We start from the raw sequence: 25337 nt of genomic DNA, 5'->3' as shown, positions 1-25337 counted from the left end.
GCCGGTGGGGAGCGCCGACGGCAAACAGGGCGGGGGATTCTAACGCAAAGCCGCGGAGGGATTAAGGTGTATCGGCATCAATCGGCTAACCAGCGATCCAGATGGGCGCGGGTTAGCTCGCCTACGTGCACATCCAGGGTGTTGCCCTGGCCGTCAAATAGCACGGTGGTGGGCAACCCCGGCGCTTGAAAAAGCGCCATGAGCTGCTGACCGGGATCGCGCAGCGCATAGCGAAATTCAAGCTGCTGTTCGTCCAGGTAGCGCACTATGGGCAGCAGGTCTTCGCCCTGGTTGGCAACCACCACGCTAACGCCATCGCGCTGGGCGGCCTCTTCAAGCAGCGGCATTTCGCGCAGGCAGGGCGGGCACCAAGTGGCCCATAAGTTGACGATAATCAAATCACCGCCTTCGGCCAGCGACGGCAGAGGCACCTGCTGACCGTCAATATCCTCCAGGGTGACGTCCGGCAGCGCCTCAACGGCAACGTCATTGCCCAAGGGCGCCAGGGTGACCAGCACCAGCCAAAGGCTGGAAGCGGCGATGAGCATGGCCATGGCGCCGCCCATGGCTAACAGCCGTGCCCGCAGCGCCCAGGCTGTCCAGACCAAGCCGGCGGCGAGTCCCCATAGGCCATGGTAGCCGGGCTGCCAGACTTTAAGCGCTTCAAGCGGGGTGGCGCCGTAGCTTTCCAGATTGAGCACGATGTGACCTGCCCGGGCGCCAACCAGCCAAACAATGATCAGCCCGCTAAACCAGCGCTGCTGAATCGGGCGTGGCAGCCCTAACAAAAAGCGCGCGCCGAGCAGCAGCAGCAGCGCGCAGCCAATGGCGTAGAGACGCGGCAATGAAATCAAAAGCGGGCCGAGGGCAATGGCGTTCATGGGGTTCCAGTTGCTGGGTTTCCAGTTAAGTTTCGAATTAGGTTTCCCGTTTAAGCGTTGCGTTAAGCGGTTACACTGACAGACCATACCATGCGAGCTGACAATTACGGAGACGTTATGCCCCCACCCGCTTTCGATAAGCTGCGCGCGCTAGCGATCGGTTCCCAAGCGATTGGTTTAACCCTGATCATTGCCCTGGAAACCGTCATGGGTACTGCCGCACGCCCCTGGATGGGCGTTGTATTGGCCGCCATGCTGGCGGCGGCGGTCGTGATTGCGTTGGTGCGTCTTTACCGCCACAAGCGCTACCAAAAACAGGCCGCTAAACGCAGGCAATCGTTAGCAGACGACGACGAGCGTTAGCAACATAGACTTGTGTTTTTGCCGTTCCAGTTCCAGATTAAGAGCAGCCTTAACGATCAACCGCTGGGGCAGACTAAAAAAATAGACACATTTTTATCTCACTGGGAGCGACACATAACATGATCAATAAGCGCGTATTAGCCACTGCGGTGGCGGCCTCAACCCTGGCAGTGACCGGCCTCGCCCAGGCGGAGGTCAAAGTGGGCTTCTTGGGCGGCTTCACGGGGGGGATTGAAAGCCTGACACCGGCCATTTTTGAAGGCGCCCAGCTAGCCGTTGAGCAGGTGAATGCACAGGGTGGCATTTTAGATGGCCAAACGCTGACGATGGCGTCCGGCGATACGACCTGTTCCGATGCATCGGCGGCCTCGAACGCCGCCGACCGTATGGTCAACTCTGAAAATGTCACCGCTATTGTGGGCGCGCTGTGTACCGGGGCGACCATTGCCGCGGCTAACAATGCGGCAATTCCCGGTGGCGTGTTGATGGTGTCGCCGGCCTCTACCGCGCCTGCGGTATCCGAGTTGGATGACAATGATCTGGTGTTCCGTACGGTGCCGTCCGACGCTTTCCAGGGGGAAATGCTGGCTAAGCTGCTGCTTGAAAAAGGTATCGATGCAGTGGCCGTTACCTACGTCAACAACGATTATGGGCAAGGGCTGGCGGATGCCTTTAGTGCTGCTTATGAAGCGGGCGGCGGTGAGATTGCCGGGAGCCTTGCCCACGAAGATAACCGCGCGGATTATCGCTCTGAGCTAGGCTCGCTGTCGGTGAGTGGCGTGGAGACCCTCGTCGTACTGGCCTACGCCGACACTTCGGGTCAGACGGTGCTGCGTCAAGCCTATGAAAGCGGCATGTTTACCCAGTATGTCGGCGCTGACGGCATGGTCGGTGATAGCCTGATCAATGCTATCGGCGCGGATGTGCTGGATGGCATGATCGCCACACGCCCTGGTAGCCCTGACCTGCCCGGCACCGATATCTTTATTGAAGCCGCCGAAGCGGCTGAGCTAGACCCGAGTGCGGTATTTGCCGCCCAAGCCTACGACGCCGCTTTCCTGGTCGCGCTGGCGATTGAGCAGAACGGCAGTGCAGAACGTGAGGGCCTTTCCGACGCCCTGCGCAGCGTTTCCAGCACCCCCGGCGAAGTGATTCTGCCCGGCGAGTGGGAGAAAGCGGTCGAGCTGATTGCCGCGGGCACTGAGATTAACTACGAAGGCGCGTCTGGCTCGCATGAGTTTGATGAAAACGGCGACGTGCCCGGCGTGGTGGTCGAAATGGTGGTCGAAGACGGCACCTTTACCAGCAAGGGACTGGTTGATCTTTAACTCCCTCTCCTAGCATTAAAACAAATGCCCGACTGTTACCAGCCGGGCATTTTTTTATGGGCTAGCAGTTGAGAGGTTTAACTATGGCTTTTGATCTTTTCAGGCAGCAGGCCTTTGGGCGCAAAGCGCAGCACCATGGTGATCAGCACGCCAATCACCAGCACCCGTGCCTGCAGGGCGCGGCTATCCATATTGCCAGGGGTATCCCAGCCGAAAGCGCCTTCCCCAAAGGCCACGGCGAGCTGCATTAAGAACAGCGCCAGGGGCTCCGACATAATCCAGATGATATACACCGCCACGGCGCCGAAAATGGTACCCAGGTTATTGCCCGGCCCGCCCAGAATCACCATCACCAGTACCAGGAAGGTATGGTTAAGCGGCAGGTAGCCTTGAGGGTCAAAGAGGCTGTTAAACGTGCCCAGTATGCCGCCACCGATGCCCATCAAAATGCAGCCAAGCACGAAAATCTCCAGGCGCCGTTTATTGATGTCTTTACCCATGGCCGCCGCAGACACTTCATTATCGCGAATGGCCCGAATCATACGGCCCCAAGGGGCGTTATAGGCGCGATTGAGCAGCAAAAAGATGACCGCGATGATCACCGCCGTCACCGAGAGGTAAAGGGCCCGAGAGAGCGTGAAGCCCACCTCCGCAGGCCCCGGTGTGGGCCACGGCAGTGGGGAAACCGTGGCGGTGCCGCGGGTAAGCCAGTCAGAGTTTTTCAAAAATGCTTTGATGATTTCGGCAATGCCCAGGGTGGCAATGGCCAGGTAGTCGCTGCGCAAGCCCAAGCAGATATGGCCAATAAAGTAGCCAACGCCGCCCGCCAAGGCGCCTCCGACAATCCAGCCGACCCAGGGCGGTAAGCCTAGCCCACCGACAAAGCCGGCCTGGCTTTCAATCGCATCAGTGACCTCGCGCAGCTGGCTAATCACCACCAGGTAAAGCACGACGCCCAACACCACTGTGATAAACGTACGCAGAGACTTTGGCACGCCCAGGCGATCCAATTTGCTGGCGCCAACGATCAGCAAGATGGCGGCAGCGCCATACAGCAACACACGGCCAAATTCGCCGGGTAGCGTAGTGCCCCAGAAGGCATCGTTCACCGGCACGCTGAAGAACATCGCGCAGAAGCCGCCGAGGGCGACGAAGCCCATCACCCCGGCATTGAACTGCCCTGCGTAGCCCCACTGAATGGTTAACCCCAAAGCCAGAATGGCGTAGCAAGCGGCCTCTACCAGCATGCGCGTGCTGTAGGCGGCGCCCATGGTGGCGTAAACCGCCAGGATAGCCACGAGCAGCACACCAAATAGAACCAGCTCGCGCAGTGGAAAGCGGCGTGTCTGGGTAGCGTCTTGAGGGGTGTCGCTAGTATCGCGTGTTTTGGCTGAATGGCTCATGAAATCACCTTGCCCTTAAAGAGTCCGGTGGGACGCCACACCAAAATAGCGACCAGAATGAAAAACGGCACCACGATTTTATACTCGGTACCCACAAAAGCGAGGTTTGACGGTAGTTCCAGCCAAGACGGGAAGCTGTCTTGGAAGGGGCGCAGCAGAATGTTCCAGTTGAACACCGCCAGCGTCTCGGCAAAGCCGACCACAAAGCCACCGGCGATGGCGCCGTAGGGGTGGCCAACGCCGCCCACGATGGCCGCCGCGAAAATGGGCAGCAGCAGGAAAAAGCTCAAGTCGGGTTTAAAGGTAACGTCTAGCGAGAGAAGCGTCCCCGCAATGGCGGCAAGCGCCCCGGCAATCATCCAGGTCACGGCCACAATGGTGTTGGTGTTGATACCCGATGCCTGGGCAAGCTCGGGGTTGTCGGACATGGCGCGCATCGCCTTGCCTAACCGCGAACGATTGAGGAATAGGTGCAGCGCAACGACGGCGACAATGGTGATCACAAACAGGTAAATTTGCGGTTCGGTGACCACGATAGGCGCCCGGACGCCCTCAAAGGGCAGCGCCAGGCGGAAAATTTCTTTGCGGTCATCCACATACAGGCTTTGCCCGCCGGTGCCCGAAAACAGGCGAATTAAGCCCTGGAGGATTAAGGTGACACCCAGCGAGGCAATCACCAGCACAATGGGCTTTACCCCATGGGCACGCAGCGGTTTGTAGAACAGCTTGTCGATACCCACGGCTAAGCCGGCAGTCAGCAACATCGCCAGCGGCAGCATCAACAAGGCAGTGGGCACGCCGATACTGGCGCCCGCCGCTGGAAACGCCGTTGTCAGCAGCAGCACCATAAAGGCGCCAAAGGTCATTACGTCGGCGTGGGCGAAGTGGGCAAAGCGCATGATGCTGAAGATCAGCGTCACGCCAACCGCCCCGATGGCATAAATAGAGCCGCTCACGCTGCCCGAAATCACCACATTATTGATGAAAAAAACCAGTTCGTTCACGTGTCTCTCCCTAACCGCCTAAAAAGCTTTTGGCGACATCGGGGTCGGCGAGCAGTGCCGCCCCGGTGTCGGTAAAGCGGTTTTGGCCAGCAGCCAGCACAAAGCCTTTGTCGGCTATCGCGAGTGCCTGTTTGGCGTTCTGTTCCACCATCAAAATGCCCACACCAGCGGCGTTGATCTGTTTGACGCGGTCGAATATCTCGTTCATATACAGCGGCGACAGCCCCGCGGTCGGCTCATCAAGCAACAACAAGCTGGGTTCGGCCATCAGCGCGCGCCCCATGGCGACCATCTGGCGTTGCCCGCCGGAGAGCTCACCCGCTGGCTGGCGGCGTTTTTCATACAGCGGTGGGAAGAACTCGTACACCTGGGCGAGCATGCGCTTGACGTTGTGCGGTTTTAAAAAAGCCCCCATCTCCAGGTTTTCCTGCACCGAAAGGCTGGGGAAAACGTTCTTCTCCTGGGGGATAAAGCCCATGCCCCGCTGCACTAACTGGTTCGGGGGCAGGTTGTGAATCGGCTGGCCGTTAAGCAGTATCTCGCCCTGGTTGACATGCAGCAGGCCGAAAATGGCTTTCAGCATGGTGGATTTGCCCGCCCCGTTGGGGCCGACAATCACACCGACTTCATCGGCTTCCAGCGTCATGTTCACCCCGTTTAGGATGTTCATGCCGCCGTAGCCGCCGTGCACATCGTTGGCTTCGATTAACGGCCTGGTGGTTGATGACATAAGCAAGCTATCTCGGCAAGGTCACTCACACTAAGCGACATCATTGATTGATTGGCGGGTCGGTAACAGGTCACTTTTAAGCGGCATCGGTGCCAAAATAGGCCTCAATGACCTCGCGATTATTCTGGATCTCGTCGATATGCCCCTGGACCATCACGCTACCTTGAGCCAGCACGATCACGGGGTCACACAGGCGGGCTATCATTTCCATATCGTGCTCAATGACCAGGAAGGTGTAACCCATTTCACGGTTGAGCCGCTCAATATTGCCGATCAAATCACCCAGTAGGGTGCGGTTCACCCCGGCGGCGATCTCATCTAACAGCACCACCTTGGCATCGGTCATCATGGTGCGGCCAAGTTCGAGGAGCTTCTTCTGGCCGCCTGACAAGTTGCCCGCGAGCTCATTACGCACGTGATGCAGGCCAACGAAGTCAATCACCTCCAGCGCGCGGCGGCGCACCTCGGCCTCTTCCTGGCGCACCAGGCCAGGTTTAAGCCAAGCGCTGAACAGGTCTTCGCCGGCTTGCTTGGGGGGCACCATCATTAAGTTTTCCAGCGCGCTCATCTGGCTAAACTCGTGGGCAATCTGGAAGGTTCGCAGCAGGCCTTTGTGAAACCGCTGGTCGGCGCTCAATGAGGTAATGTCTTCACCGTCGAGCAGGATACGGCCGCTGTCGGGGGCCAGCGAGCCGGCAATGAGATTAAACAGGGTCGATTTACCCGCGCCGTTGGGGCCAATCATGCCGGTAATGGCGCCTTTCTCCACCTGAATGGAGCAGTCGCTAATCACCTGCAGGCCGCCGAACGCTTTGTTAGCTCGCTGTACATCAATCAGAGGGGTCATGCGCTGCCTCAGTATTAAGGTGTTTGCTGCGGTTTTTTCAGCCACCGCTGGCCGGCAGCAAAAGCGCAGATAATCAGCGCTGCGCCGAGGGTGGGGATGAGGTAACCCTCCACCAGCGGAAGGGTGCGTAAAAACACAAAGGCCACGGCGGCGGGGGCCACAAAGCGGACCAGGAAACGCCAAACTTTAAACCAGGTGACGCTGCTGCCCAGTTCCTTCATTACTTCGCTTTGGGTCAGCGCCCAGCCCGCAAACAGGGCAATCAGCAGGCCGCCCACCGGCATAAAGATATTGGTCAGCAGCTCGATAAACTCAAACGCACTGCGTCCAAACAGGGTGTGGAAAATTGTCCCTTCGGCCCAGACGTTAAAGCTGACGACCGTTAATAGGCCCATCGCCCAAGCGGCAATTACCATGATCGTGACCGCCTGTGGCCGGGTCATATCAAAGCGTTCCACTAGAAATGCCGCGACGGGCTCAATCAGCGAAATGGCTGAACTGAGAGCCGCGCCGAGTACCAGAATAAAGAACACACCGCCTACCAGGGCGCCAAACGGCATCTCGGCAAATGCAAGCGGCAGCGTGACAAACATCAGCCCGGGGCCTTGGCCGGTTTCCAGGCCAGCGCCAAATACCAGGGCAAAAATGGCCAGGCCCGCCACCATCGCTACGGCGGTGTCGACGAGGGCAACGGCAAAGGCAGTGCGGGTCAGCGATACGTTGCTGGGCATATAGGCGCCGTACGCCATAATGGCGCCCATGCCCAAACTCAGCGTAAAGAATGACTGGCCCATGGCCTGCAGCCAGCCCTCCAGGCTGAGGTCGGCGATATTGAAGGTAAACAGGAAGCTGGCGGCGGCACCTACATCGCCGTTCACCACGCTATAGGCCAGCACCACCAGTAAAATCCCAAACAGCGCAGGCATCATAATGCGCAGGCCTGATTCGATGCCTTTATGAATCCCCATGCCAACAATCAGCGCGGACGCCGCAATGAACAGGGTGTGATAGAGCGTCATTAAGCCTGGCGAGGCCAGCAGAGCGTCAAAGCCAGTGCCAATGGTTTGCGCGTCGGCGCCGACCAGGGAGCCGGTCAGCATCAGCCAGGTGTAGTGAATCGCCCAGCCGGCAATCACCGAATAGAAGCTTAAAATCAAAAACGCCGAGGCGGCGCCTAGCCAGCCGATGGTTTCCCAAGCGCGGGAGGTGCCGTGGGTTTTGGTCAGGTGCCGCATGCCCATAATTGGGCTTTGACGGCTGGTGCGACCCAGCATGATTTCGGCAATCAGAATCGGGATGCCGACGGCGAAAATCGTCAGTGCGTAGACCAAGATAAAGGCACCGCCGCCGTTTTCACCGGTGAGGTAGGGGAAGCGCCACAGGTTACCCAGGCCTACGGCGGAACCAACCGCGGCGAGAAGAAAGGTACCTTTATGCGTCCAGACATTATGACCGCTCATGGGGAAGAGTGTCCGTGGTTGGGTATCAGGATGAAGGCGAATATCCAAACATGGATGCAAGTATCAAACGTATGTATGAATATAGCGACGCTTACGCGCAATGCTTAAGCGTTAACGCCACTTTGCGATATAACGCGCGGTCTTACCAGCACCATAGCGTTTAGGCTGCGTTAAGGGAGGCGCTTGGCAGCGCTGATGCTTTAATGACGCGCGGGGTGTGGTTAGGCGGATCGAAGGCGGCTTGATACAAAAAAACCCGCTTGCGCGGGTTTTTGGTACTCACTGCTCTAAGCGGGTTACTTCTTGCTATAACGCTTACGCTCGGTCTCTTTGAGCAGTTTTTTGCGCAGGCGGATATGCACAGGCGTCACTTCGACGAGTTCGTCGGAGTCGAGGAACTCGATCGCCTGTTCCAACGAGAACTTAATCGGCGGGGTTAGCACGATGTTCTCATCGTTACCGGTCGAACGCATGTTGTCGAGCTTCTTGCCCTTGGTGGGGTTAACCACCATGTCGTTAGCACGGTTGTTGATGCCGATCAGCATGCCTTCGTACACTTCGGTGGCGTGATCGATGATCAGCTTGCCACGCTCCTGAAGGGCGAAAAGCGCGTAGGCCAGCGCTTTACCGTCGACCATCGAAATCAGCACGCCATTACGACGTTCGATAGAGGCGTCAGGCTTCAGCGGGCCATAGTGGTCAAAGCGGCTGGTCAGAATGCCGGTGCCCGAGGTCAGGGTCAAAAACTGGCCGCGGAAACCAATCAGGCCGCGGGCAGGAATGATGAAGTCCAGGCGAACCCGGCCTTTACCGTCCGGCAGCATGTTGGTCATCTCACCTTTACGGTAGCCCAGCTCTTCCATGATCGAGCCCTGGTGCTGCTCTTCACAGTCGATGATGACTTCTTCGTAGGGCTCCTGCTTCTCGCCGTCGATCTCTTTGATGATCACTTCCGGGCGACCCACGGCCAGCTCAAAGCCTTCGCGGCGCATGGTTTCGATCAGCACCGAAAGGTGCAGTTCGCCACGGCCAGATACCTTGAACTTCTCGGGCGTTTCGCCTTCTTCAACGCGCAGCGCAACGTTGTGAATCAGCTCTTGCTCAAGGCGGTCCTTGATATTGCGGCTGGTCACGAACTTGCCATCTTTACCGGCGAACGGCGAATCGTTGACCTGGAAGGTCATTGAAACGGTGGGCTCGTCGACGGACAGTGGCGGCAGCGCCTCGACCTTGGCCGGGTCGCATAGCGTATCCGAGATCGCCAGATCGTCGATGCCGGTGACGCAGACGATATCGCCCGCGGTGGCTTCGTCGGTCTGCACACGCTCAAGGCCCATATGGGTCATGACCTGGCCGATTTTGCCCTTACGCACGTTGCCGTCGACGCCGATCACCGACACCTGCTGGTTGGGTTTTACCGCGCCGCGCTTGATGCGGCCCAGGCCGATAACGCCCACGTAGCTGTTGTAATCCAGCGCCGAGATCTGCATCTGGAAGGGACCGTTAAGCTCAACCTTCGGCGGCTCAACGATATCAACGATGGCTTGGAACATGGGGTCCATGTTGTCGGCCAGCTCTTCAGGGTCCATCCCTGCGATGCCGTTGAGGGCAGAGCAGTAGATGATTGGGAAGTCGAGCTGTTCGTCGGAGGCGCCCAGGTTGTCGAAAAGATCAAAGATCTGGTCGATTACCCAGTCAGGGCGTGCGCCGGGACGGTCAATTTTGTTGACCACCACAATCGGCTTCAAGCCCTGGGCGAAGGCCTTTTGGGTTACGAAGCGGGTTTGCGGCATCGGACCATCAACGGCGTCTACGAGCAGTAGCACCGAATCCACCATGGACATAACGCGCTCGACTTCACCACCGAAGTCGGCGTGTCCTGGCGTGTCCACGATATTGATGTGGTAGCCGTTACCCTGGCTGTCTTGCCATTGAATGGCCGTGTTCTTGGCCAGAATGGTAATGCCACGCTCTTTTTCCTGATCGCTTGAGTCCATGATGCGGTCTTGACCTTCTGCTTTACGGTCAAGGGTGCCGGACTGGCTCAGGAGTTTGTCGACCAGTGTGGTTTTACCATGGTCAACGTGGGCTATGATCGCGACGTTGCGCAGGTTATTAACCGCGCTGGAGTTTTGCTGGTTTTGCATGCTGAGAGAGAACTCTTGTGAACACCCGTTTGTCCACGGGTCGGAAAGTGCGGGTCGCAAGGGCTGGCAATTGCCGACCATCTTGGCTCAGGGCTTGCGTCCAACGGTTATTCTAACATGTCAAAGGCTTCGCTGATATTACTGGCGGCGTATATCGACCTTGGTCTGGCTCAGGAAAGTTTTCTCCGGGAACGGCGATCCGCTAGACTAGCGCTTTTCCCATTGGGGCAGGAGCATGACCATCGGCAACCTGATGCGTTTGTTAAGCGATGGCGAGGTTCACTCTGGCGAGCAGCTGGGTGAAGCGCTGGGTATTTCTCGTGCGGCGGTGTGGAAGCAGTTAAAAAAGCTCGAAGCGTTAGGCGTCGAGGTAGTTGCTGTTAAAGGCCGCGGCTACCAGCTGTCGCAGCGCCTGGAGCCTTTGGAGGGGGCGCGTATCGTCGCGCAGTTGCCTGCCCAGGCACGCCACCACCTTACCCGTCTGTTTGTTGAGGATCAGTTACCTTCAAGCAACGCGTACCTTCGTCAGCGCTTTGAACAGGGCGCGGGGCATGGCGAAGTCTGCCTGGTGGAACTGCAGACCGCGGGGCGCGGGCGGCGTGGGCGCGTCTGGTCGACGCCCTGGGGGCAGAGTTTGATGCTCTCGCTGGGCTGGCGCTTTGAGTCGGGCATCGCGGTATTGGAAGGCTTGAGTCTTGCGGTTGGCGTTGTGACGGCGCAAATTTTGGAGCAGCACGGCGTGGCGCCCAAGCTCAAGTGGCCTAACGATATCCTGCTTTCTGAGCAGGGGGATGAGTCCGGCGACGAGTTAGGCAAGCTGGCCGGTATTCTTATCGAAGTGACCGGGGACGCCGCCGGTCCCTGCGAAGTCGTCATCGGAATCGGCATGAACCTGTGGCTGCCCGCTGCCCAGCGAGCTGCTATCGACCAGCCTGTGGCGGCGCTTTTCGAGCGGCTGCCGGATATCTCGCGTAATCAGTTGGCATCCGAGATGGTCGCGGGGCTGCTGGCCTTGCTAGCGAATTTTGAGCAGGACGGCTTTGGCGCCTGGCGCGATGCTTGGAACCAGCGCCACGCCTATGCCGGGTTGCCGATTCGGGTGATTCAAGGCCAGCAGACCAGCGATGCCCTTGCCGGGGACGTGGATGAGAGTGGCAACCTTTGGGTTGCCGAAAATGGTCACTCGCGACGCCTAGCCGGCGGTGAGATCAGCGTACGTAGGCGTTTATGATTCTGGATCTGGATATCGGCAACACGCTGTCGAAATGGCGGCTCAAGGATGCCGAGAGCAGCGAGATACGTTCCCGCGGGGCGGTATGGACGCGCGAAGAGTGGCGCCCAGGGGCTGACATCCCCGACCTTGACGTGGTCGAGGCGGTGCGCATTTCCAGCGTCGCCCGGGCAGCGGTGCTGGAAGATACCGTCACCTTGCTGCGTCGCCGCGTGCGTCATGTGCACGTGGCGCATTCTACCCACGAGGCACTGGGCGTGGTTAACGGCTACCAAGAGCCGGGGCGGCTGGGCGTTGATCGTTGGATGGGAGCGCTGGCGGGTTACCAGCTAGCGGGCGGCTGCTGCGCGGTAGACTGTGGCAGCGCGATTACCATCGACTTCGTATTGCCGGGTGGTAGCCATCTAGGCGGCTTTATTATCCCCGGGCTGCGGCTGATGAAAGAGAGCTTGAAACTGGGTACCCGCAATGTAGCCATTGACCCTGAAAGCGAAGCCGACGAGCTGTTAGAGCCGGGGCGACGCACCGTTGACGCGGTTAACCACGGTATTTATATGGCGGCCGTGAGTGCCATTAATCGTATTTATAGTGAAGTGTGCGATCAAGAAAGCGTGGCGCTGCCGATGTTGTTGACCGGCGGCGATGCGCGGGTGGTCTCCCGCGGCGTTCAGGTGCCCCACGCGGTATGGCCCGATATGGTCTACGGTGGTTTAGAGGCGTGTTTTCCGATGACACTCGCCGAGCGGGCGGGCAAGATGTCCGGCGCACCGCGCGTACCGGAGCCTGTCTCGCTAGAAAAGATTCGCGCGGGACTTGCATTCTCAATGCTGCTTTGACAGAATGCAGCGCGTTCCAAGGCGTGACGCAGGTGCTTTGCACCGCCGCAAGCATTGATAGCTTAGTCATTTAAAAAGCTTATGTTTTGAAAAGCTAAGTCATTATCAAGCTTGACAGGGTCTTGGAGGCTGGCATAATGTGCCGCCACCGCTGGAGAGGTTCCCGAGTGGCCAAAGGGAGCAGACTGTAAATCTGCCGCGAAAGCTTCGAAGGTTCGAATCCTTCCCTCTCCACCAGAATTAATCAGCAGCGATGTTTGTCGGTGCTGTTGAGTGAAAAGCCGGCAGCGGGCTTCGTCTACGATAGGTAGCTGGTAAGTAGGGCTATAGGGCAGCGCGTAGCGGATTGTCATTCTCGACAGGGTTTGCGGGCGTAGTTCAACGGTAGAACCTCAGCCTTCCAAGCTGATGGTGCGGGTTCGATTCCCGCCGCCCGCTCCAGTTGATGTGTTTGTTTAGCTCATGTAGCTCAGGGGTAGAGCACACCCTTGGTAAGGGTGAGGTCGACGGTTCAATTCCGTCCATGAGCTCCATATTGTGTAAGAAGATAGTTGCAAGAAGAAGGTTGCGAATCAAGCGAGCGATGCTCGCTTTTTTTGTCTCTGCGGCTGGCGTTGTTAGTCGGTGTCGGGCGTGAGAAAGGGTTGTCAGCAGCGAATTTATTCGCTACTATGACGCCCGCTGTTGTATAGGCGGTTAAAAAGCGCTTATCAGCAGATGTAGAAAGTTGATGTAAATAAGTTGTTGCAAATAATCAGTACGACGATACAGGCCAGTAGCTCAATTGGCAGAGCAGCGGTCTCCAAAACCGCAGGTTGGGGGTTCGATTCCCTCCTGGCCTGCCAACCTTCCCCAGGTTGGTATGTCTTTTTTCTAAAATTCTTTTATCGTTCGCCGCACCCTTAGGAGTCTCGTTTTTATGAAGCCTGGTTCTGTAAAACATGGCGCCGAGGTGCAGAAGCGCCATGACGGGCTCAAGTGGGCGGCGGTCGTAGCGCTGCTTGTCGTTGCTGTCGTTGGTAATACCTATTTCGCCGATATTGGCCTGCTCTACCGCGTGCTTGGCGTGGTGGTATTGTGTGCGATTGCAGGTTTGATCGCACTAACCACTACCAAAGGCCGTGATTTAGTAGAGCTTGCTATGAGCGCCAAGAAAGAGATTCAGCGCGTTGTATGGCCGACCCGTGCCGAAACCATCCAAACCACCGCTATTGTAATGGCAGCTGTGGTAGTGGTGGGGCTGATGCTGTGGTTGATCGACACCCTTCTTGGCTGGGCGATGTCCGGCGTCATTGGTTAGGAGTTTTCATGTCCAAACGTTGGTACGTCGTCCACGCTTATTCCGGCTTTGAAAAGCAGGTTCTGCGCTCGTTGACCGAACGCGTTAAGATGTACGGTATGGAAGATCGTTTCGGCGAGATTCTAGTGCCGACAGAAGAAGTGGTTGAGATGCGTGACGGCAAGCGTCGCAAGAGTGAGCGTAAGTTCTACCCCGGCTATGTGTTGGTCGAGATGGAAATGGCCGACGAAACATGGCACCTGGTCAATGAGACGCCGCGCGTGATGGGCTTTATTGGCGGCACCAAAGAGAAGCCGGCTGCGATCACCTCACGCGAAGCCGACGCTATTCTGGCGCGCGTTAAAGACGGTACCGACAAGCCACGGCCCAAAACAATGTTTGAGCCGGGTCAGTCGGTGCGTGTTGTTGACGGTCCGTTTGCCGATTTTAACGGCGTTGTCGAAGAAGTGAACTACGAAAAGAGCCGCCTGCACGTCAGCGTGTTGATTTTTGGTCGCTCGACGCCTGTTGAGTTAGAGTTTTCTCAGGTTGAGAAGGAATAAGCTCGCATGCTGAGAAAGAGTAAGTAGTGAGCGATAAGTTTTAATTCGTGTGAAATGGCTAAGCAGCCGTTTCGCTGGTACCGGGGAGCCTTCGGGCGCTACTACCCAATGGGAGCATAAACGATGGCCAAGAAAGTACAGGCTTACATCAAACTGCAGGTTGCTGCAGGTAAAGCCAATCCAAGTCCGCCGGTGGGCCCAGCACTGGGTCAGCACGGCGTGAACATTATGGAATTCTGTAAGCAGTTTAACGCCTCGACTCAAGAAATTGAGCCGGGCTTGCCGACGCCGGTCGTGATCACTGTCTATTCTGACCGCAGCTTCACGTTCGTCACCAAAACCGCGCCTGCTGCCGTGCTGCTGAAAAAAGCCGCCGGTATCAAGTCGGGTTCTGGCGAGCCGAACCAGAAGAAGGTCGGTACCGTGACGCGCGAGCAGCTTGAAGAGATCGCTAAAACGAAAGAGCCTGATTTGACGGCCGCAAATCTTGACGCCGCTGTGCGCACCATTGCTGGCAGTGCTCGCAGCATGGGCCTAAACGTGGAGGGTCTTTGATCATGGCTAAACTGTCTAAGCGTGCGAAAATTATTCGCGAAAAAGTAGACACCAACAAAGCGTACTCTATTGAAGAAGCCGTAGCGCTGCTCTCCGAGCTGTCTACTGTTAAATTCAAAGAGTCCGTTGATGTCGCCATCAACCTGGGTGTCGACCCGCGTAAATCCGACCAAGTTGTGCGTGGCGCTACCGTCATGCCTAACGGTACCGGTAAAGACGTGCGCGTTGCTGTTTTCACCCAGGGTGCCAATGCCGATGCCGCTAAAGAAGCTGGCGCCGACATCGTGGGCATGGACGACTTGGCCGAGCAAGTGAAAAAAGGCGTGATGGATTTTGACGTCGTTATCGCTTCGCCAGACGCCATGCGCGTTGTTGGTCAGCTGGGTCAGATTCTAGGTCCGCGCGGCCTAATGCCGAACCCGAAAGTGGGTACCGTAACGCCCGATGTGGCAACAGCGGTTAAAAACGCCAAAGCGGGTCAGGTACGCTTCCGTACCGACAAAAACGGCATTATCCACACTACCTTGGGTAAAGTGGATTTCGACGTCACCGCGATTCAAGGCAACCTTGAAGCACTGGTTGTTGACCTTAAGCGTCTCAAGCCGAGCACGTCGAAAGGTATTTACATTAAGAAATTGACCCTGTCCACGACCATGGGCCCGGGTTTGACCGTCGATCACTCTGCTTTCGCGTAAGGCATAAGATCGTCAGGTTGAGGGTATGCAGTACCGATAAGCAGTATTGATAAGAACTACCGAGCAAAACTTTGCGGTCCCCCGTTTGAGCGTTACGTTGGGCGGGGCGCCGTCAAAGACCGCAGGTGCCGCACTTCGTCTTTTGTAGCGTCAAGAGCGGCTTAATTGCTTCAACGCGCCTGCGCAGATGGTGTGGCCGCCAGTTGGTTAGCTTAACGGCTTTCTGGTGAGCACCATCCCCAAGGCTTCCCGCCTTGCACGGCTGTCGCTGTAATGCGTTTTTTGCAGTACGGCGTTAGCCATAATCGGCGGGAGGAGATGGTAACCACCGGAACCTTCTTGGGTTCCGGCACGAAGGAGTGATCACTGTGCCACTAGCACTTGAAGGCAAGAAAGCGATTGTTGCCGAGGTCAGTGAAGCGGCCAAGGGCGCACTCTCCGTCGTAGTTGCTGATTCTCGCGGCGTCACGGTTAGTAAAATGACCGATCTGCGCAAGCAGGCGCGCGAGAATGGTGTAGAGCTGCGTGTGGTACGTAACACGCTGGCTCGCCGCGCTCTTGAGGGCACTCAGTGGGAGTGCTTGATGGATAGCTTCGTTGGTCCGACACTGTTGGCCTTCTCTACTGATCATCCGGGCGCTGCCGCTCGACTGTTCAAAGAGTTTGCTAAAACGGACAAGGACTTCGAAGTCAAAGCGTTGGCCTACGAAGGTGAGCTGATTCCGGCTGCTGACATCGACCGTCTGGCAACCCTGCCGACCTACGACGAAGCAATTGCTCAGTTGATGTCGGTAATGAAAGAAGCCTCCGCTGGCAAGCTGGTTCGTACTTTGGCCGCGCTACGCGACCAGAAGCAAGATGCCGAAGCTGCTTAAGCAGTGTTTCTTGCCGGTAGCGTAAGCTTATGCGCGCTACCCGAACCGAGCAATGAATCCTGAGTCCTCGGCTGACCGAGACTCCCGCAAAGTTAGGAATGAAACAATGGCACTGTCCAAAGACGATATCATCAATGCTGTAGCCGACATGTCCGTAATGGAAGTTGTCGAGCTGATCGAAGCAATGGAAGAGAAATTCGGCGTTTCTGCAGCGGCGGCCGTAGTGGCTGGCCCGGCTGCTGGCGGCGAAGTAGCCGAAGAGCAGACTGAGTTTGACGTCGTTCTAACCGCTGCTGGCGACAAGAAAGTTAACGTGATCAAAGCGGTTCGCGAGATCACCGGCCTTGGCCTGAAAGAAGCTAAAGGTGCTGTTGACGGCGCTCCGGCGACCATCAAAGAAGGTCTGTCTAAAGACGACGCTGAAGCAGCTAAAACTAAGCTGGAAGAAGCGGGCGCAAGCGTCGAGCTCAAGTAATTCTTGTGCGGACGGCTTTACGCGCTGCGTAAGCTTCCACGGCTGGCGGCGGGATATCCCGCTGCCGGCCTTTTTCTGTTGTAGCTGATGTTGAGCAATAGCTGATATTGACCAACAGCAGTGCTGCTCACCACGAGCAGCCGCGGCAGAAACGTAAAAGCATTATTGAAGATGGCGTTATTGAAGATAGTGTTATCGACTACAGTGTTATCGACGACTGAGTTATCGAACTAGATTTTCGACGGCGAGCTACCGATTTAGGAGCTTGCTGTCTGTGTCTGACGAAGCCCGCCGGGCAGCGATGACCACGCATCGGTCACCCATGGTGAACAAGCTGGGGAATACAGATGGCTTACTCATATACTGAGAAAAAACGCATCCGCAAGGATTTCGGCAAACTGCCCCAAGTGATGGATGTGCCTTACTTGTTGGCGATCCAGCTTGATTCCTATTACGACTTCCTCCAGCAAGATCGTTCGCCCGACGAGCGTCACGAGGTCGGCCTGCACGCGGCGTTTAAGTCCGTGTTTCCGATTGAGAGCTTTTCCGGCAATGCGGCGCTTGAGTACGTCAGCTACCGTTTCGGCACGCCGGCGTTCGATGTTAAGGAATGTCAGCTACGTGGCGTGACTTACTCCGCCCCGTTGCGCGTCAAGGTTCGCTTGATCATTTATGATCGCGACTCCTCGAACAAGGCAATCAAAGATATTAAAGAGCAGGAAGTCTACATGGGGGAAATCCCCCTGATGACCGAGAACGGTACCTTTGTTATCAACGGTACTGAGCGGGTTATCGTTTCCCAGCTCCACCGCTCGCCCGGTGTGTTCTTTGATCACGATAAAGGCAAGAGTCACTCGTCGGGCAAACTGCTCTACTCAGCTCGCGTGATTCCTTATCGTGGCTCTTGGTTAGATTTTGAGTTTGACCCTAAAGACAACGTCTTTGTCCGTATTGACCGTCGCCGTAAACTGCCGGCCTCGGTGCTAATGCGTGCGCTGGGCATGAACACCGAAGAGATTTTAGCCGAGTTCTTTGAAACCAGTATCTTCCACATTGAGAAATCCGGTTTTTCAGTGGAGCTGGTGCCGTCGCGTCTACGTGGTGAAACCGCCACTTTCGACATCAAAGACAGCGCTGGTGAGACGATTGTTGAAGAAGGCCGTCGGATTACCCAGAAGCACATTCGCCAGCTTGAAAAAGCCGGGATCGAGCGTCTGGATGTGCCGATGGAGTACCTGTTCGGCAAAACGCTGGCCAAAGATCAAATCGACTCTAAAACCGGTGAGCTGATCTGCCCGTGTAACACCGAGATCACCCCGGAAGTGCTCGAGCGTATGGCCCAGGGCGGTATCACCCGGGTAGAAACGCTCTACACCAACGATCTTGACTGCGGTTCGTTCATTTCCGACACCTTGAAGCTGGATGCTACTAATTCCGCGCTTGAAGCGTTAGTCGAAATTTACCGCATGATGCGTCCCGGCGAGCCGCCGACCAAAGAATCTGCCGAAACGCTGTTTAACAACCTGTTCTTCTCTGAGGACCGCTACGACCTGTCGGGCGTTGGTCGTATGAAGTTCAACCGTCGCCTGCGTCGTGATACCGACACCGGCTCCGGCGTATTGGACCGTAAAGACATCCTGGATGTACTGCGCGAGCTGATCAGTATCCGTAACGGCTTCGGTGACGTTGACGATATCGATCACCTGGGTAACCGTCGTATTCGCTGCGTTGGCGAGATGGCCGAAAACCAGTTCCGCGTTGGCTTGGTGCGTGTCGAGCGCGCCGTGAAAGAGCGTCTTTCCATGGCGGAAAGTGAAGGCCTGATGCCGCAAGACCTGATCAACGCCAAGCCGGTCGCGGCGGCGGTGAAAGAGTTCTTCGGTTCCAGCCAGCTTTCCCAGTTTATGGACCAGAACAACCCGCTTTCTGAGGTGACGCACAAGCGTCGTGTCTCGGCACTCGGCCCCGGTGGTTTGACCCGTGAGCGCGCTGGCTTCGAAGTACGTGACGTACACGCCACGCACTACGGCCGTCTATGCCCGATCGAAACGCCGGAAGGCCCGAACATCGGTCTGATTAACTCACTGGCGACTTACAGCCACACCAACAGCTACGGTTTCTTAGAAACGCCGTACCGAAAAGTGGTGGATCGCCAGTTGACCGATGAAATCGTTCACCTCTCGGCGATTGAAGAAGGCGATTACGTGATTGCCCAGGCATCAGCTGCCGTGGACGAGTCCAACAAGCTGAGCGATGATCTGGTGCAGGCGCGTCACCGCGGCGAAACGACCTTTATGCGTCCTGAGCAAGTGACGCTGATGGACGTCTCTCCGCGCCAAGTAGTCTCGGTGGCAGCGGCGTTGATTCCGTTCCTCGAGCACGATGACGCCAACCGCGCCTTGATGGGTTCTAACATGCAGCGTCAGGCGGTGCCGACCCTGCGTGCCGAGAAGCCGCTGGTAGGTACCGGCATGGAGCGCTTTGTCGCCCGTGACTCCGGTGTCTGTGCGGTAGCGCGTCGGGGTGGCCTGATTGACTCGGTTGATGCACGCCGTGTCGTGGTGCGGGTCAACGAAGATGAAATCATCGGCGGTGAAGCCGGGGTGGATATCTACAACCTGACCAAGTACACCCGCTCGAACCAGAACACCTGTATGAACCAGCGCCCCATCGTGCGGCCTGGCGATAACGTGGCGCGTGGCGATATTCTTGCCGACGGCCCGTCGGTGGATATGGGCGATCTGGCGCTGGGTCAGAACATGCGCATCGCCTTTATGCCCTGGAACGGCTATAACTTCGAGGATTCGATCCTGCTGTCTGAGCGGGCGGCCCAAGAAGATCGTTTCACCACGATCCACATTCAGGAACTGACCTGTGTGTCACGTGACACCAAGTTGGGCTCAGAAGAGATTACCTCTGACATTCCCAACGTCGGCGAGTCAGCGCTGTCCAAGCTGGACGAGGCGGGCGTGGTGTACATCGGTGCCGAAGTCGGCCCCGGCGATATTTTGGTCGGTAAGGTAACACCCAAGGGTGAAACCCAGCTGACGCCGGAAGAAAAGCTGTTGCGTGCCATCTTCGGCGAGAAAGCGTCTGACGTTAAAGACACCTCGCTACGCGCGCCGACCGGTATGAAGGGCACGGTGATTGACGTGCAGGTATTCACCCGCGACGGCGTCGAGAAGGATTCCCGCGCGCTTACCATCGAGCGGATGCAGCTTGATGAGGTGCGCAAGGACCTGCAAGAAACTTACCGTATCGCCGAAGACGCCACCTTTGAGCGCCTTAAGCGTACCCTGGATGGTCAGGCCGTTAACGGCGGCCCGAACCTCAAGAAAGGCGATGTGCTTGACGAAGCCTATCTGGATGAACTGCCGCGTCAGCAGTGGTTCAAACTGCGCCTGCAGGATGAGTCCTTTAACGAACTGCTAGCACAGGCCGATGAGCAGCTGGAAATCCGTCGTAAAGAGATGGATGAGCGCTTTGAAGATAAAAAGCGCAAGCTGACCCAGGGCGATGATCTCGCGCCCGGCGTGCTGAAAATCGTCAAGGTCTACATGGCCGTGAAGCGTCGTATCCAGCCGGGCGATAAGATGGCCGGTCGTCACGGTAACAAAGGTGTTATCTCAGCGATCATGCCTATCGAAGACATGCCGTTCGACGAGAAGGGCGAGCCGGTCGACGTGATACTGAACCCGCTGGGCGTGCCGTCACGCATGAACGTTGGTCAGATTTTGGAGACCCACTTGGGTATGGCCGCGCGAGGTTTGGGTGTCAAGATTGACGCCATGCTGCGCGATGCACGCGGCCAGCAAGTCGCCGAGATCCGTGACTTCCTGGGGCAGGTGTACAACACGCCAGGCACTCGCGTTGAGGATATTGATTCCTTGACCGACGACGAAGTCATTGCCCTGGCGAAAAACCTTAAAGCGGGTGTGCCGATGGCAACGCCGGTGTTTGACGGTGCCAAAGAGCACGAAATCAAGCATCTGCTGAAGCTTGCTGACATTCCCGAGTCGGGCCAGATGGCCCTGTTCGATGGCCGTACCGGTGACGCCTTTGATCGTCCGGTCACCGTTGGCTACATGTACATGCTGAAGCTTAACCACTTGGTAGACGACAAGATGCACGCGCGTTCTACCGGTTCTTACTCGCTGGTGACCCAGCAGCCCTTGGGTGGTAAGGCGCAATTCGGTGGTCAGCGCTTCGGTGAGATGGAAGTGTGGGCGCTGGAAGCTTACGGTGCCGCATACACGCTACAAGAGATGCTCACCGTCAAGTCGGACGACGTCGAAGGCCGCACCAAGATGTATAAAAACATCGTGGATGGCGACCACACCATGCAGGCAGGCATGCCGGAATCCTTTAACGTACTCGTGAAGGAAATCCGCTCGCTGGGCATCGATATCGAGTTAGAGAGCTAGGAGCCGTCCCATGAAAGATTTGGTGAAAGTACTCAAATCGCAGTCTCAGTCCGAAGAGTTCGACGCGATCAAGATTACCCTGGCGTCGCCGGACATGATTCGCTCCTGGTCGTTTGGCGAGGTGAAGAAGCCCGAGACCATCAACTACCGTACCTTTAAACCGGAACGGGATGGACTGTTCTGCGCCAAGATTTTTGGCCCGGTGAAGGACTACGAGTGCCTGTGCGGCAAGTACAAGCGCATGAAGCACCGTGGCATCATCTGCGAGAAATGTGGCGTTGAAGTGACCAAAGCCGCCGTGCGCCGTGAGCGCATGGGGCATATCGAGCTTGCCTCGCCGGTCGCCCACATCTGGTTTCTGAAGTCACTGCCGTCGCGTATCGGTATGTTCCTGGATATGACCCTGCGTGATATCGAGCGCGTGCTCTACTTCGAAAGCTTTGTGGTGATTGATCCCGGCATGACCACGCTGGAGCGTGGTCAGCTGTTGAACGACGAGCAGTATTTTGAAGCGCTGGAAGAGTTTGGCGACGACTTCGATGCCCGCATGGGCGCCGAAGCCGTTCAAGAGCTGCTCAAAGACATCGATCTGGAAGAAGAGATTAACCACCTGCGCGAAGAAATCCCGCAGACCAACTCTGAAACCAAGATCAAGAAGCTCTCCAAGCGCCTGAAACTGCTTGAAGCCTTCTACCATTCCGGCAATGCGCCGGCGTGGATGGTCATGGAAGTGCTGCCCGTGCTGCCGCCGGATTTGCGTCCGCTGGTACCGCTCGATGGCGGCCGCTTCGCGACCTCCGATCTTAACGACCTTTACCGTCGTGTGATCAACCGTAACAACCGCCTGAAGCGTCTGCTTGATCTTAATGCGCCGGATATCATCGTGCGCAACGAGAAACGCATGCTGCAGGAAGCCGTCGATGCACTGCTGGATAACGGCCGTCGCGGCCGTGCGATCACCGGCTCTAACAAGCGCCCGCTGAAATCGCTCGCCGACATGATCAAAGGTAAGCAGGGGCGTTTCCGTCAGAACCTGCTGGGTAAGCGCGTCGACTACTCGGGCCGTTCGGTGATTACCGTGGGTCCGACGCTGCGCCTGCACCAGTGTGGTTTGCCCAAGAAAATGGCCCTTGAGCTGTTCAAGCCGTTTATCTACTCCAAGCTGCAGTCGCTGGGCTACGCCTCAACGATCAAAGCCGCCAAGAAGATGGTCGAGCGCGAACTGCCGGAAGTCTGGGATATCCTTGCTGATGTTATCCGCGAGCACCCGGTACTGCTGAACCGCGCGCCCACGCTGCACCGCCTGGGTATCCAGGCGTTTGAGCCGCTGTTGATCGAAGGCAAGGCGATTCAGCTGCACCCGCTGGTATGTGCCGCTTACAACGCCGACTTTGACGGTGACCAGATGGCGGTACACGTACCGTTGACGCTGGAAGCCCAGCTCGAAGCCCGCGCGCTGATGATGGCCACCAACAACGTGCTGTCGCCCGCTAACGGCGAGCCGATCATCGTGCCGTCGCAAGACGTTGTTCTGGGTCTTTACTACATGACCCGGGAAAAGATCAACGCCAAAGGCGAAGGCATGGTGTTCTCAGGCCTCAACGAGGTTGAGCGCGCCTTTGGTACGCAGTCGGTATCGCTGCACGCCCGCGTTAAAGTGCGCTTGGACGAAACCGACATTGAAGAAGAGACCGGCGCGCGCAGTTTCCACCGGCGTATTTACGACACTACCGTAGGCCGTGCGTTGTTGTTCCGCATCCTGCCTGAAGGGGTGCCGTTCGAGCTGATTGATCAGCCGATGAAGAAGAAGGCGATCTCCAGCCTGATCAACGAAGTTTACCGTCGTGCCGGCCTCAAGCCGACCGTCATCTTCGCTGACCAGCTGATGTATACCGGCTTTCGCTTAGCGACCTGGTCCGGCGCCTCTATCGGTGTTAACGACTTCGTTATCCCCGACGCCAAAACCGAGATCGTTGACGCCGCGGAAGCGGAAGTCAAAGAGATCGAAGACCAGTTCTCTTCTGGCCTGGTAACTGCCGGCGAGAAGTACAACAAGGTTATCGATATCTGGTCGAAAGCCAACGATAAAGTCGCCAAGGCGATGATGGTGGGCATCTCGAAAGAGACCGTCATCGATCGCGATGGTAACGAAGTCGAGCAGGACTCGTTCAACAGCGTGTTTATCATGGCCGACTCCGGTGCCCGTGGTAGTGCTGCCCAGATCCGCCAGCTGGCGGGTATGCGTGGCCTGATGGCCAAGCCGGATGGTTCGATCATCGAAACGCCGATCGTCGCCAACTTCCGTGAAGGTCTGAACGTACTGCAGTACTTCATCTCGACCCACGGTGCGCGTAAAGGTCTTGCGGATACGGCGCTTAAAACCGCCAACTCCGGTTACCTGACCCGTCGCCTGGTTGACGTAGCGCAAGACTTGGTGATCACTGAAGTCGACTGTGGCACCGAGAACGGTCTGACGCTGCACCCGATCATCGAAGGCGGCGACATTATCGTACCGCTTTCCCAGCGTGTGCTGGGTCGTGTGGTCGCTCAGGATGTTATTCATCCTGGCAGTGGTGACGTGCAGCTCGCTAAAGGTACCTTGCTGGACGAGAAGTGGTGTGCCGAGCTCGACACCATGGGCGTCGACGAGATCGTCGTGCGTTCCACGATTACCTGTGAGACCGCTCACGGCGTGTGTGCGGCCTGCTACGGCCGTGACTTGGCCCGTGGCCACCAGGTTAATATCGGTGAAGCGGTCGGTGTTATTGCCGCTCAGTCGATTGGTGAGCCGGGCACCCAGCTGACCATGCGTACCTTCCACATTGGTGGTGCAGCGTCACGGTCTTCGGCTACCGATAGTGTCCAGGTGAAGCACGGCGGTAAGGTTCGTCTGCACAACATTAAAAACGTTGAGCGTGCTGACGGTAAGTTGGTCGTGGTATCGCGCTCAAGCGCCTTGGCCGTTGCCGATGACCATGGCCGCGAGCGTGAGTACTACAAGCTGCCTTACGGCGCTGAGCTCTCCGTGCGCGACGGCGACGTTGTGGATGCCGGTGCCATTGTGGCCAAGTGGGATCCGCACACTCACCCGATCGTTGCCGAAGTAGAAGGCAAGGCGCAGTTTATCGACCTCGACGAAGGTGTCACCATGCACCGCAGCGTCGACGAGATGACTGGCCTGTCGTCCATCGAGGTTATCGAGTCGGCGGCTCGGCCTATGGCCGGACGCGACAAGCGCCCCATGGTCATGTTGCAGGACAGCGCCGGCGAGTACGTCTCTGTCTCGGGCTCTAATACCCCGGTGCAGTACCTGCTGCCAGGCAACTCGATTATCTCGGTCGACGATGGCGTCACCATCGGTGTGGGTGAAGTGGTCGCCCGTATCCCGGTAGAGGCGTCGGCGAACAAAGATATCACCGGTGGTCTGCCACGGGTGGCTGACTTGTTCGAAGCGCGTAAGCCGAAAGAGTCGTCTATCCTGGCCGAAATCAGCGGCGTGGTTAGCTTCGGTAAAGAGACCAAAGGCAAGCGTCGCTTGATGATTACCCCGGAATCTGGCGATGCGTTCGAAGCCTTGATTCCCAAGTGGCGTCAAATTGCGGTCTTCGAAGGTGAAACCGTCGAGAAGGGCGAAGTGATTTCCGATGGCCCGAGCAATCCCCACGATATCCTGCGTTTGCTGGGTGTCGAGGAACTGGCCAAGTACATCACGGCCGAAGTGCAAGACGTTTATCGTCTGCAGGGCGTTGGCATCAACGATAAGCACATTGAAGTGATTGTGCGTCAGATGCTGCGCAAGGTAGAGATTACTGACTCGGGCGATTCGAATTTCATCACCGGCGATCAGGCAGAGCTGGTACGCGTGCTGGAACAGAATATTCGTCTCGAAAAAGAGCAGAAATTCCCAGCCAAGTACCAACGCATGTTGCTGGGTATCACCAAGGCCAGCTTGGCTACCGAGTCGTTCATTTCCGCGGCCTCCTTCCAGGAGACAACCCGCGTACTGACCGAAGCAGCGGTAACCGGCAAGCGCGATTATCTGCGCGGCCTGAAAGAAAACGTCGTTGTGGGTCGGTTGATTCCGGCAGGTACCGGCTTGACCCACCATGCCGAGCGTCGTCGCAAGCGCGAAGACGTTGAGCAACAGTTCAACCCCTCGGCTACCGAGGTGGAGCAGGAGCTGGGCGCTCAGTTAACCGCTCTCGATACTGACGACGAGCTGTAAATCTGGCGCAAATGGC

Annotated in this window: 19 protein-coding genes and 4 tRNA genes; 16 read left to right on the top strand and 7 right to left on the bottom strand. The window is 57.2% G+C overall.

Translation table 11 applies throughout. The annotated features are described in order from the left end of the window. Nucleotides 1–77 precede the first annotated feature (77 nt). The gene (locus tag HVA01_RS07855) at nt 78–881 is read right to left on the bottom strand and encodes a TlpA disulfide reductase family protein (RefSeq protein WP_146874591.1); all 804 of its coding nucleotides are present in this window, start codon (nt 879–881) and stop codon (nt 78–80) included. A 117-nt stretch (nt 882–998) separates the two neighbouring features. On the opposite strand from HVA01_RS07855, the gene HVA01_RS07850 reads away from it, so the two are divergent. Then, on the top strand, nt 999–1244 hold the full coding sequence (locus HVA01_RS07850; RefSeq protein ID WP_146874590.1) for a hypothetical protein: 246 nt from the start codon (nt 999–1001) through the stop codon (nt 1242–1244). Nucleotides 1245–1363: 119 nt separating this feature from the next. Continuing rightward, on the top strand, nt 1364–2572 hold the full coding sequence (locus HVA01_RS07845; protein WP_146874588.1) for an ABC transporter substrate-binding protein: 1209 nt from the start codon (nt 1364–1366) through the stop codon (nt 2570–2572). Nucleotides 2573–2649: 77 nt separating this feature from the next. On the opposite strand, the gene HVA01_RS07840 is transcribed toward HVA01_RS07845, so the two are convergent. The 6 genes from HVA01_RS07840 to typA all read right to left on the bottom strand — a co-directional run bounded on the left by HVA01_RS07840 (nt 2650) and on the right by typA (nt 10163). Next, complete coding sequence (locus HVA01_RS07840) at nt 2650–3975, bottom strand: branched-chain amino acid ABC transporter permease (RefSeq protein WP_146874587.1); 1326 nt, start codon at nt 3973–3975, stop codon at nt 2650–2652. Next, nucleotides 3972–4979, bottom strand: a complete 1008-nt coding sequence (locus tag HVA01_RS07835) for a branched-chain amino acid ABC transporter permease (RefSeq protein ID WP_146874585.1) — start codon at nt 4977–4979, stop codon at nt 3972–3974. Before HVA01_RS07835 ends, HVA01_RS07840 begins: the two co-directional genes overlap by 4 nt. 10 nt (nt 4980–4989) lie before the next feature. Further along, nucleotides 4990–5709, bottom strand: a complete 720-nt coding sequence (locus HVA01_RS07830) for an ABC transporter ATP-binding protein (RefSeq protein ID WP_146874583.1) — start codon at nt 5707–5709, stop codon at nt 4990–4992. A gap of 76 nt (nt 5710–5785) precedes the next feature. Next, nucleotides 5786–6556: an ABC transporter ATP-binding protein gene (locus HVA01_RS07825; protein ID WP_146874581.1), complete on the bottom strand. Its 771-nt coding sequence runs from the start codon at nt 6554–6556 to the stop codon at nt 5786–5788. A gap of 14 nt (nt 6557–6570) precedes the next feature. Continuing rightward, nucleotides 6571–8016: a sodium-dependent transporter gene (locus tag HVA01_RS07820; RefSeq protein WP_146874579.1), complete on the bottom strand. Its 1446-nt coding sequence runs from the start codon at nt 8014–8016 to the stop codon at nt 6571–6573. Between the two features lie 296 nt (nt 8017–8312). Next, nucleotides 8313–10163: a translational GTPase TypA gene (gene typA, locus HVA01_RS07815; RefSeq protein WP_146874578.1), complete on the bottom strand. Its 1851-nt coding sequence runs from the start codon at nt 10161–10163 to the stop codon at nt 8313–8315. A gap of 235 nt (nt 10164–10398) precedes the next feature. Here typA and HVA01_RS07810 point away from each other — a divergent pair, with 235 nt between their 5' ends. The 14 genes from HVA01_RS07810 (at nt 10399) to rpoC (ending at nt 25321) form a co-directional block, all read left to right on the top strand. Beyond that, nucleotides 10399–11394 (top strand): biotin--[acetyl-CoA-carboxylase] ligase, encoded by a 996-nt coding sequence (locus tag HVA01_RS07810; RefSeq protein ID WP_146874576.1) that lies wholly within the window; start codon nt 10399–10401, stop codon nt 11392–11394. Continuing rightward, a complete protein-coding gene (locus HVA01_RS07805) occupies nt 11391–12230 on the top strand; it encodes a type III pantothenate kinase (protein ID WP_146874574.1) in 840 nt (279 codons plus the stop codon). The genes HVA01_RS07810 and HVA01_RS07805 overlap by 4 nt, the downstream gene beginning before the upstream one ends. A gap of 153 nt (nt 12231–12383) precedes the next feature. Beyond that, nucleotides 12384–12467 (top strand) — tRNA-Tyr (locus HVA01_RS07800). Nucleotides 12468–12597: 130 nt separating this feature from the next. Further along, a tRNA-Gly gene (locus tag HVA01_RS07795) sits at nt 12598–12671 on the top strand. A gap of 17 nt (nt 12672–12688) precedes the next feature. Next, nucleotides 12689–12763, top strand: a tRNA-Thr gene (locus HVA01_RS07790). 236 nt (nt 12764–12999) lie between these two features. Beyond that, nucleotides 13000–13075, top strand: a tRNA-Trp gene (locus tag HVA01_RS07785). 74 nt (nt 13076–13149) lie between these two features. Continuing rightward, a complete protein-coding gene (secE, locus tag HVA01_RS07780; RefSeq protein ID WP_146874572.1) occupies nt 13150–13530 on the top strand; it encodes a preprotein translocase subunit SecE in 381 nt (126 codons plus the stop codon). 8 nt (nt 13531–13538) lie between these two features. Next, the gene (gene nusG / locus HVA01_RS07775; RefSeq protein ID WP_146874570.1) at nt 13539–14072 is read left to right on the top strand and encodes a transcription termination/antitermination protein NusG; all 534 of its coding nucleotides are present in this window, start codon (nt 13539–13541) and stop codon (nt 14070–14072) included. A 123-nt stretch (nt 14073–14195) separates the two neighbouring features. Then, on the top strand, nt 14196–14627 hold the full coding sequence (gene rplK / locus HVA01_RS07770; protein WP_146874568.1) for a 50S ribosomal protein L11: 432 nt from the start codon (nt 14196–14198) through the stop codon (nt 14625–14627). Between the two features lie 2 nt (nt 14628–14629). After that, nucleotides 14630–15322 carry a 50S ribosomal protein L1 gene (rplA, locus tag HVA01_RS07765; RefSeq protein ID WP_146874566.1) on the top strand — a complete coding sequence of 231 codons (693 nt, stop codon included), beginning with the start codon at nt 14630–14632 and terminating at the stop codon, nt 15320–15322. A gap of 368 nt (nt 15323–15690) precedes the next feature. Further along, nucleotides 15691–16197 carry a 50S ribosomal protein L10 gene (gene rplJ, locus HVA01_RS07760; protein WP_146874564.1) on the top strand — a complete coding sequence of 169 codons (507 nt, stop codon included), beginning with the start codon at nt 15691–15693 and terminating at the stop codon, nt 16195–16197. Nucleotides 16198–16303: 106 nt separating this feature from the next. Beyond that, on the top strand, nt 16304–16672 hold the full coding sequence (gene rplL / locus HVA01_RS07755) for a 50S ribosomal protein L7/L12 (protein ID WP_146874562.1): 369 nt from the start codon (nt 16304–16306) through the stop codon (nt 16670–16672). Between the two features lie 347 nt (nt 16673–17019). Continuing rightward, a complete protein-coding gene (gene rpoB, locus HVA01_RS07750) occupies nt 17020–21096 on the top strand; it encodes a DNA-directed RNA polymerase subunit beta (RefSeq protein WP_146874560.1) in 4077 nt (1358 codons plus the stop codon). 10 nt (nt 21097–21106) lie between these two features. Further along, nucleotides 21107–25321, top strand: a complete 4215-nt coding sequence (gene rpoC, locus HVA01_RS07745) for a DNA-directed RNA polymerase subunit beta' (RefSeq protein ID WP_146874558.1) — start codon at nt 21107–21109, stop codon at nt 25319–25321. Nucleotides 25322–25337: the final 16 nt, after the last annotated feature.

Origin of the sequence: Halovibrio variabilis (assembly GCF_007991175.1) — a bacterium.
In the GTDB taxonomy this organism is placed as follows: domain Bacteria; phylum Pseudomonadota; class Gammaproteobacteria; order Pseudomonadales; family Halomonadaceae; genus Vreelandella; species Vreelandella variabilis.
The sequence above is the reverse complement of the archived record's forward strand: the minus strand, read 5'-3'. Positions and strand labels throughout refer to the sequence as shown.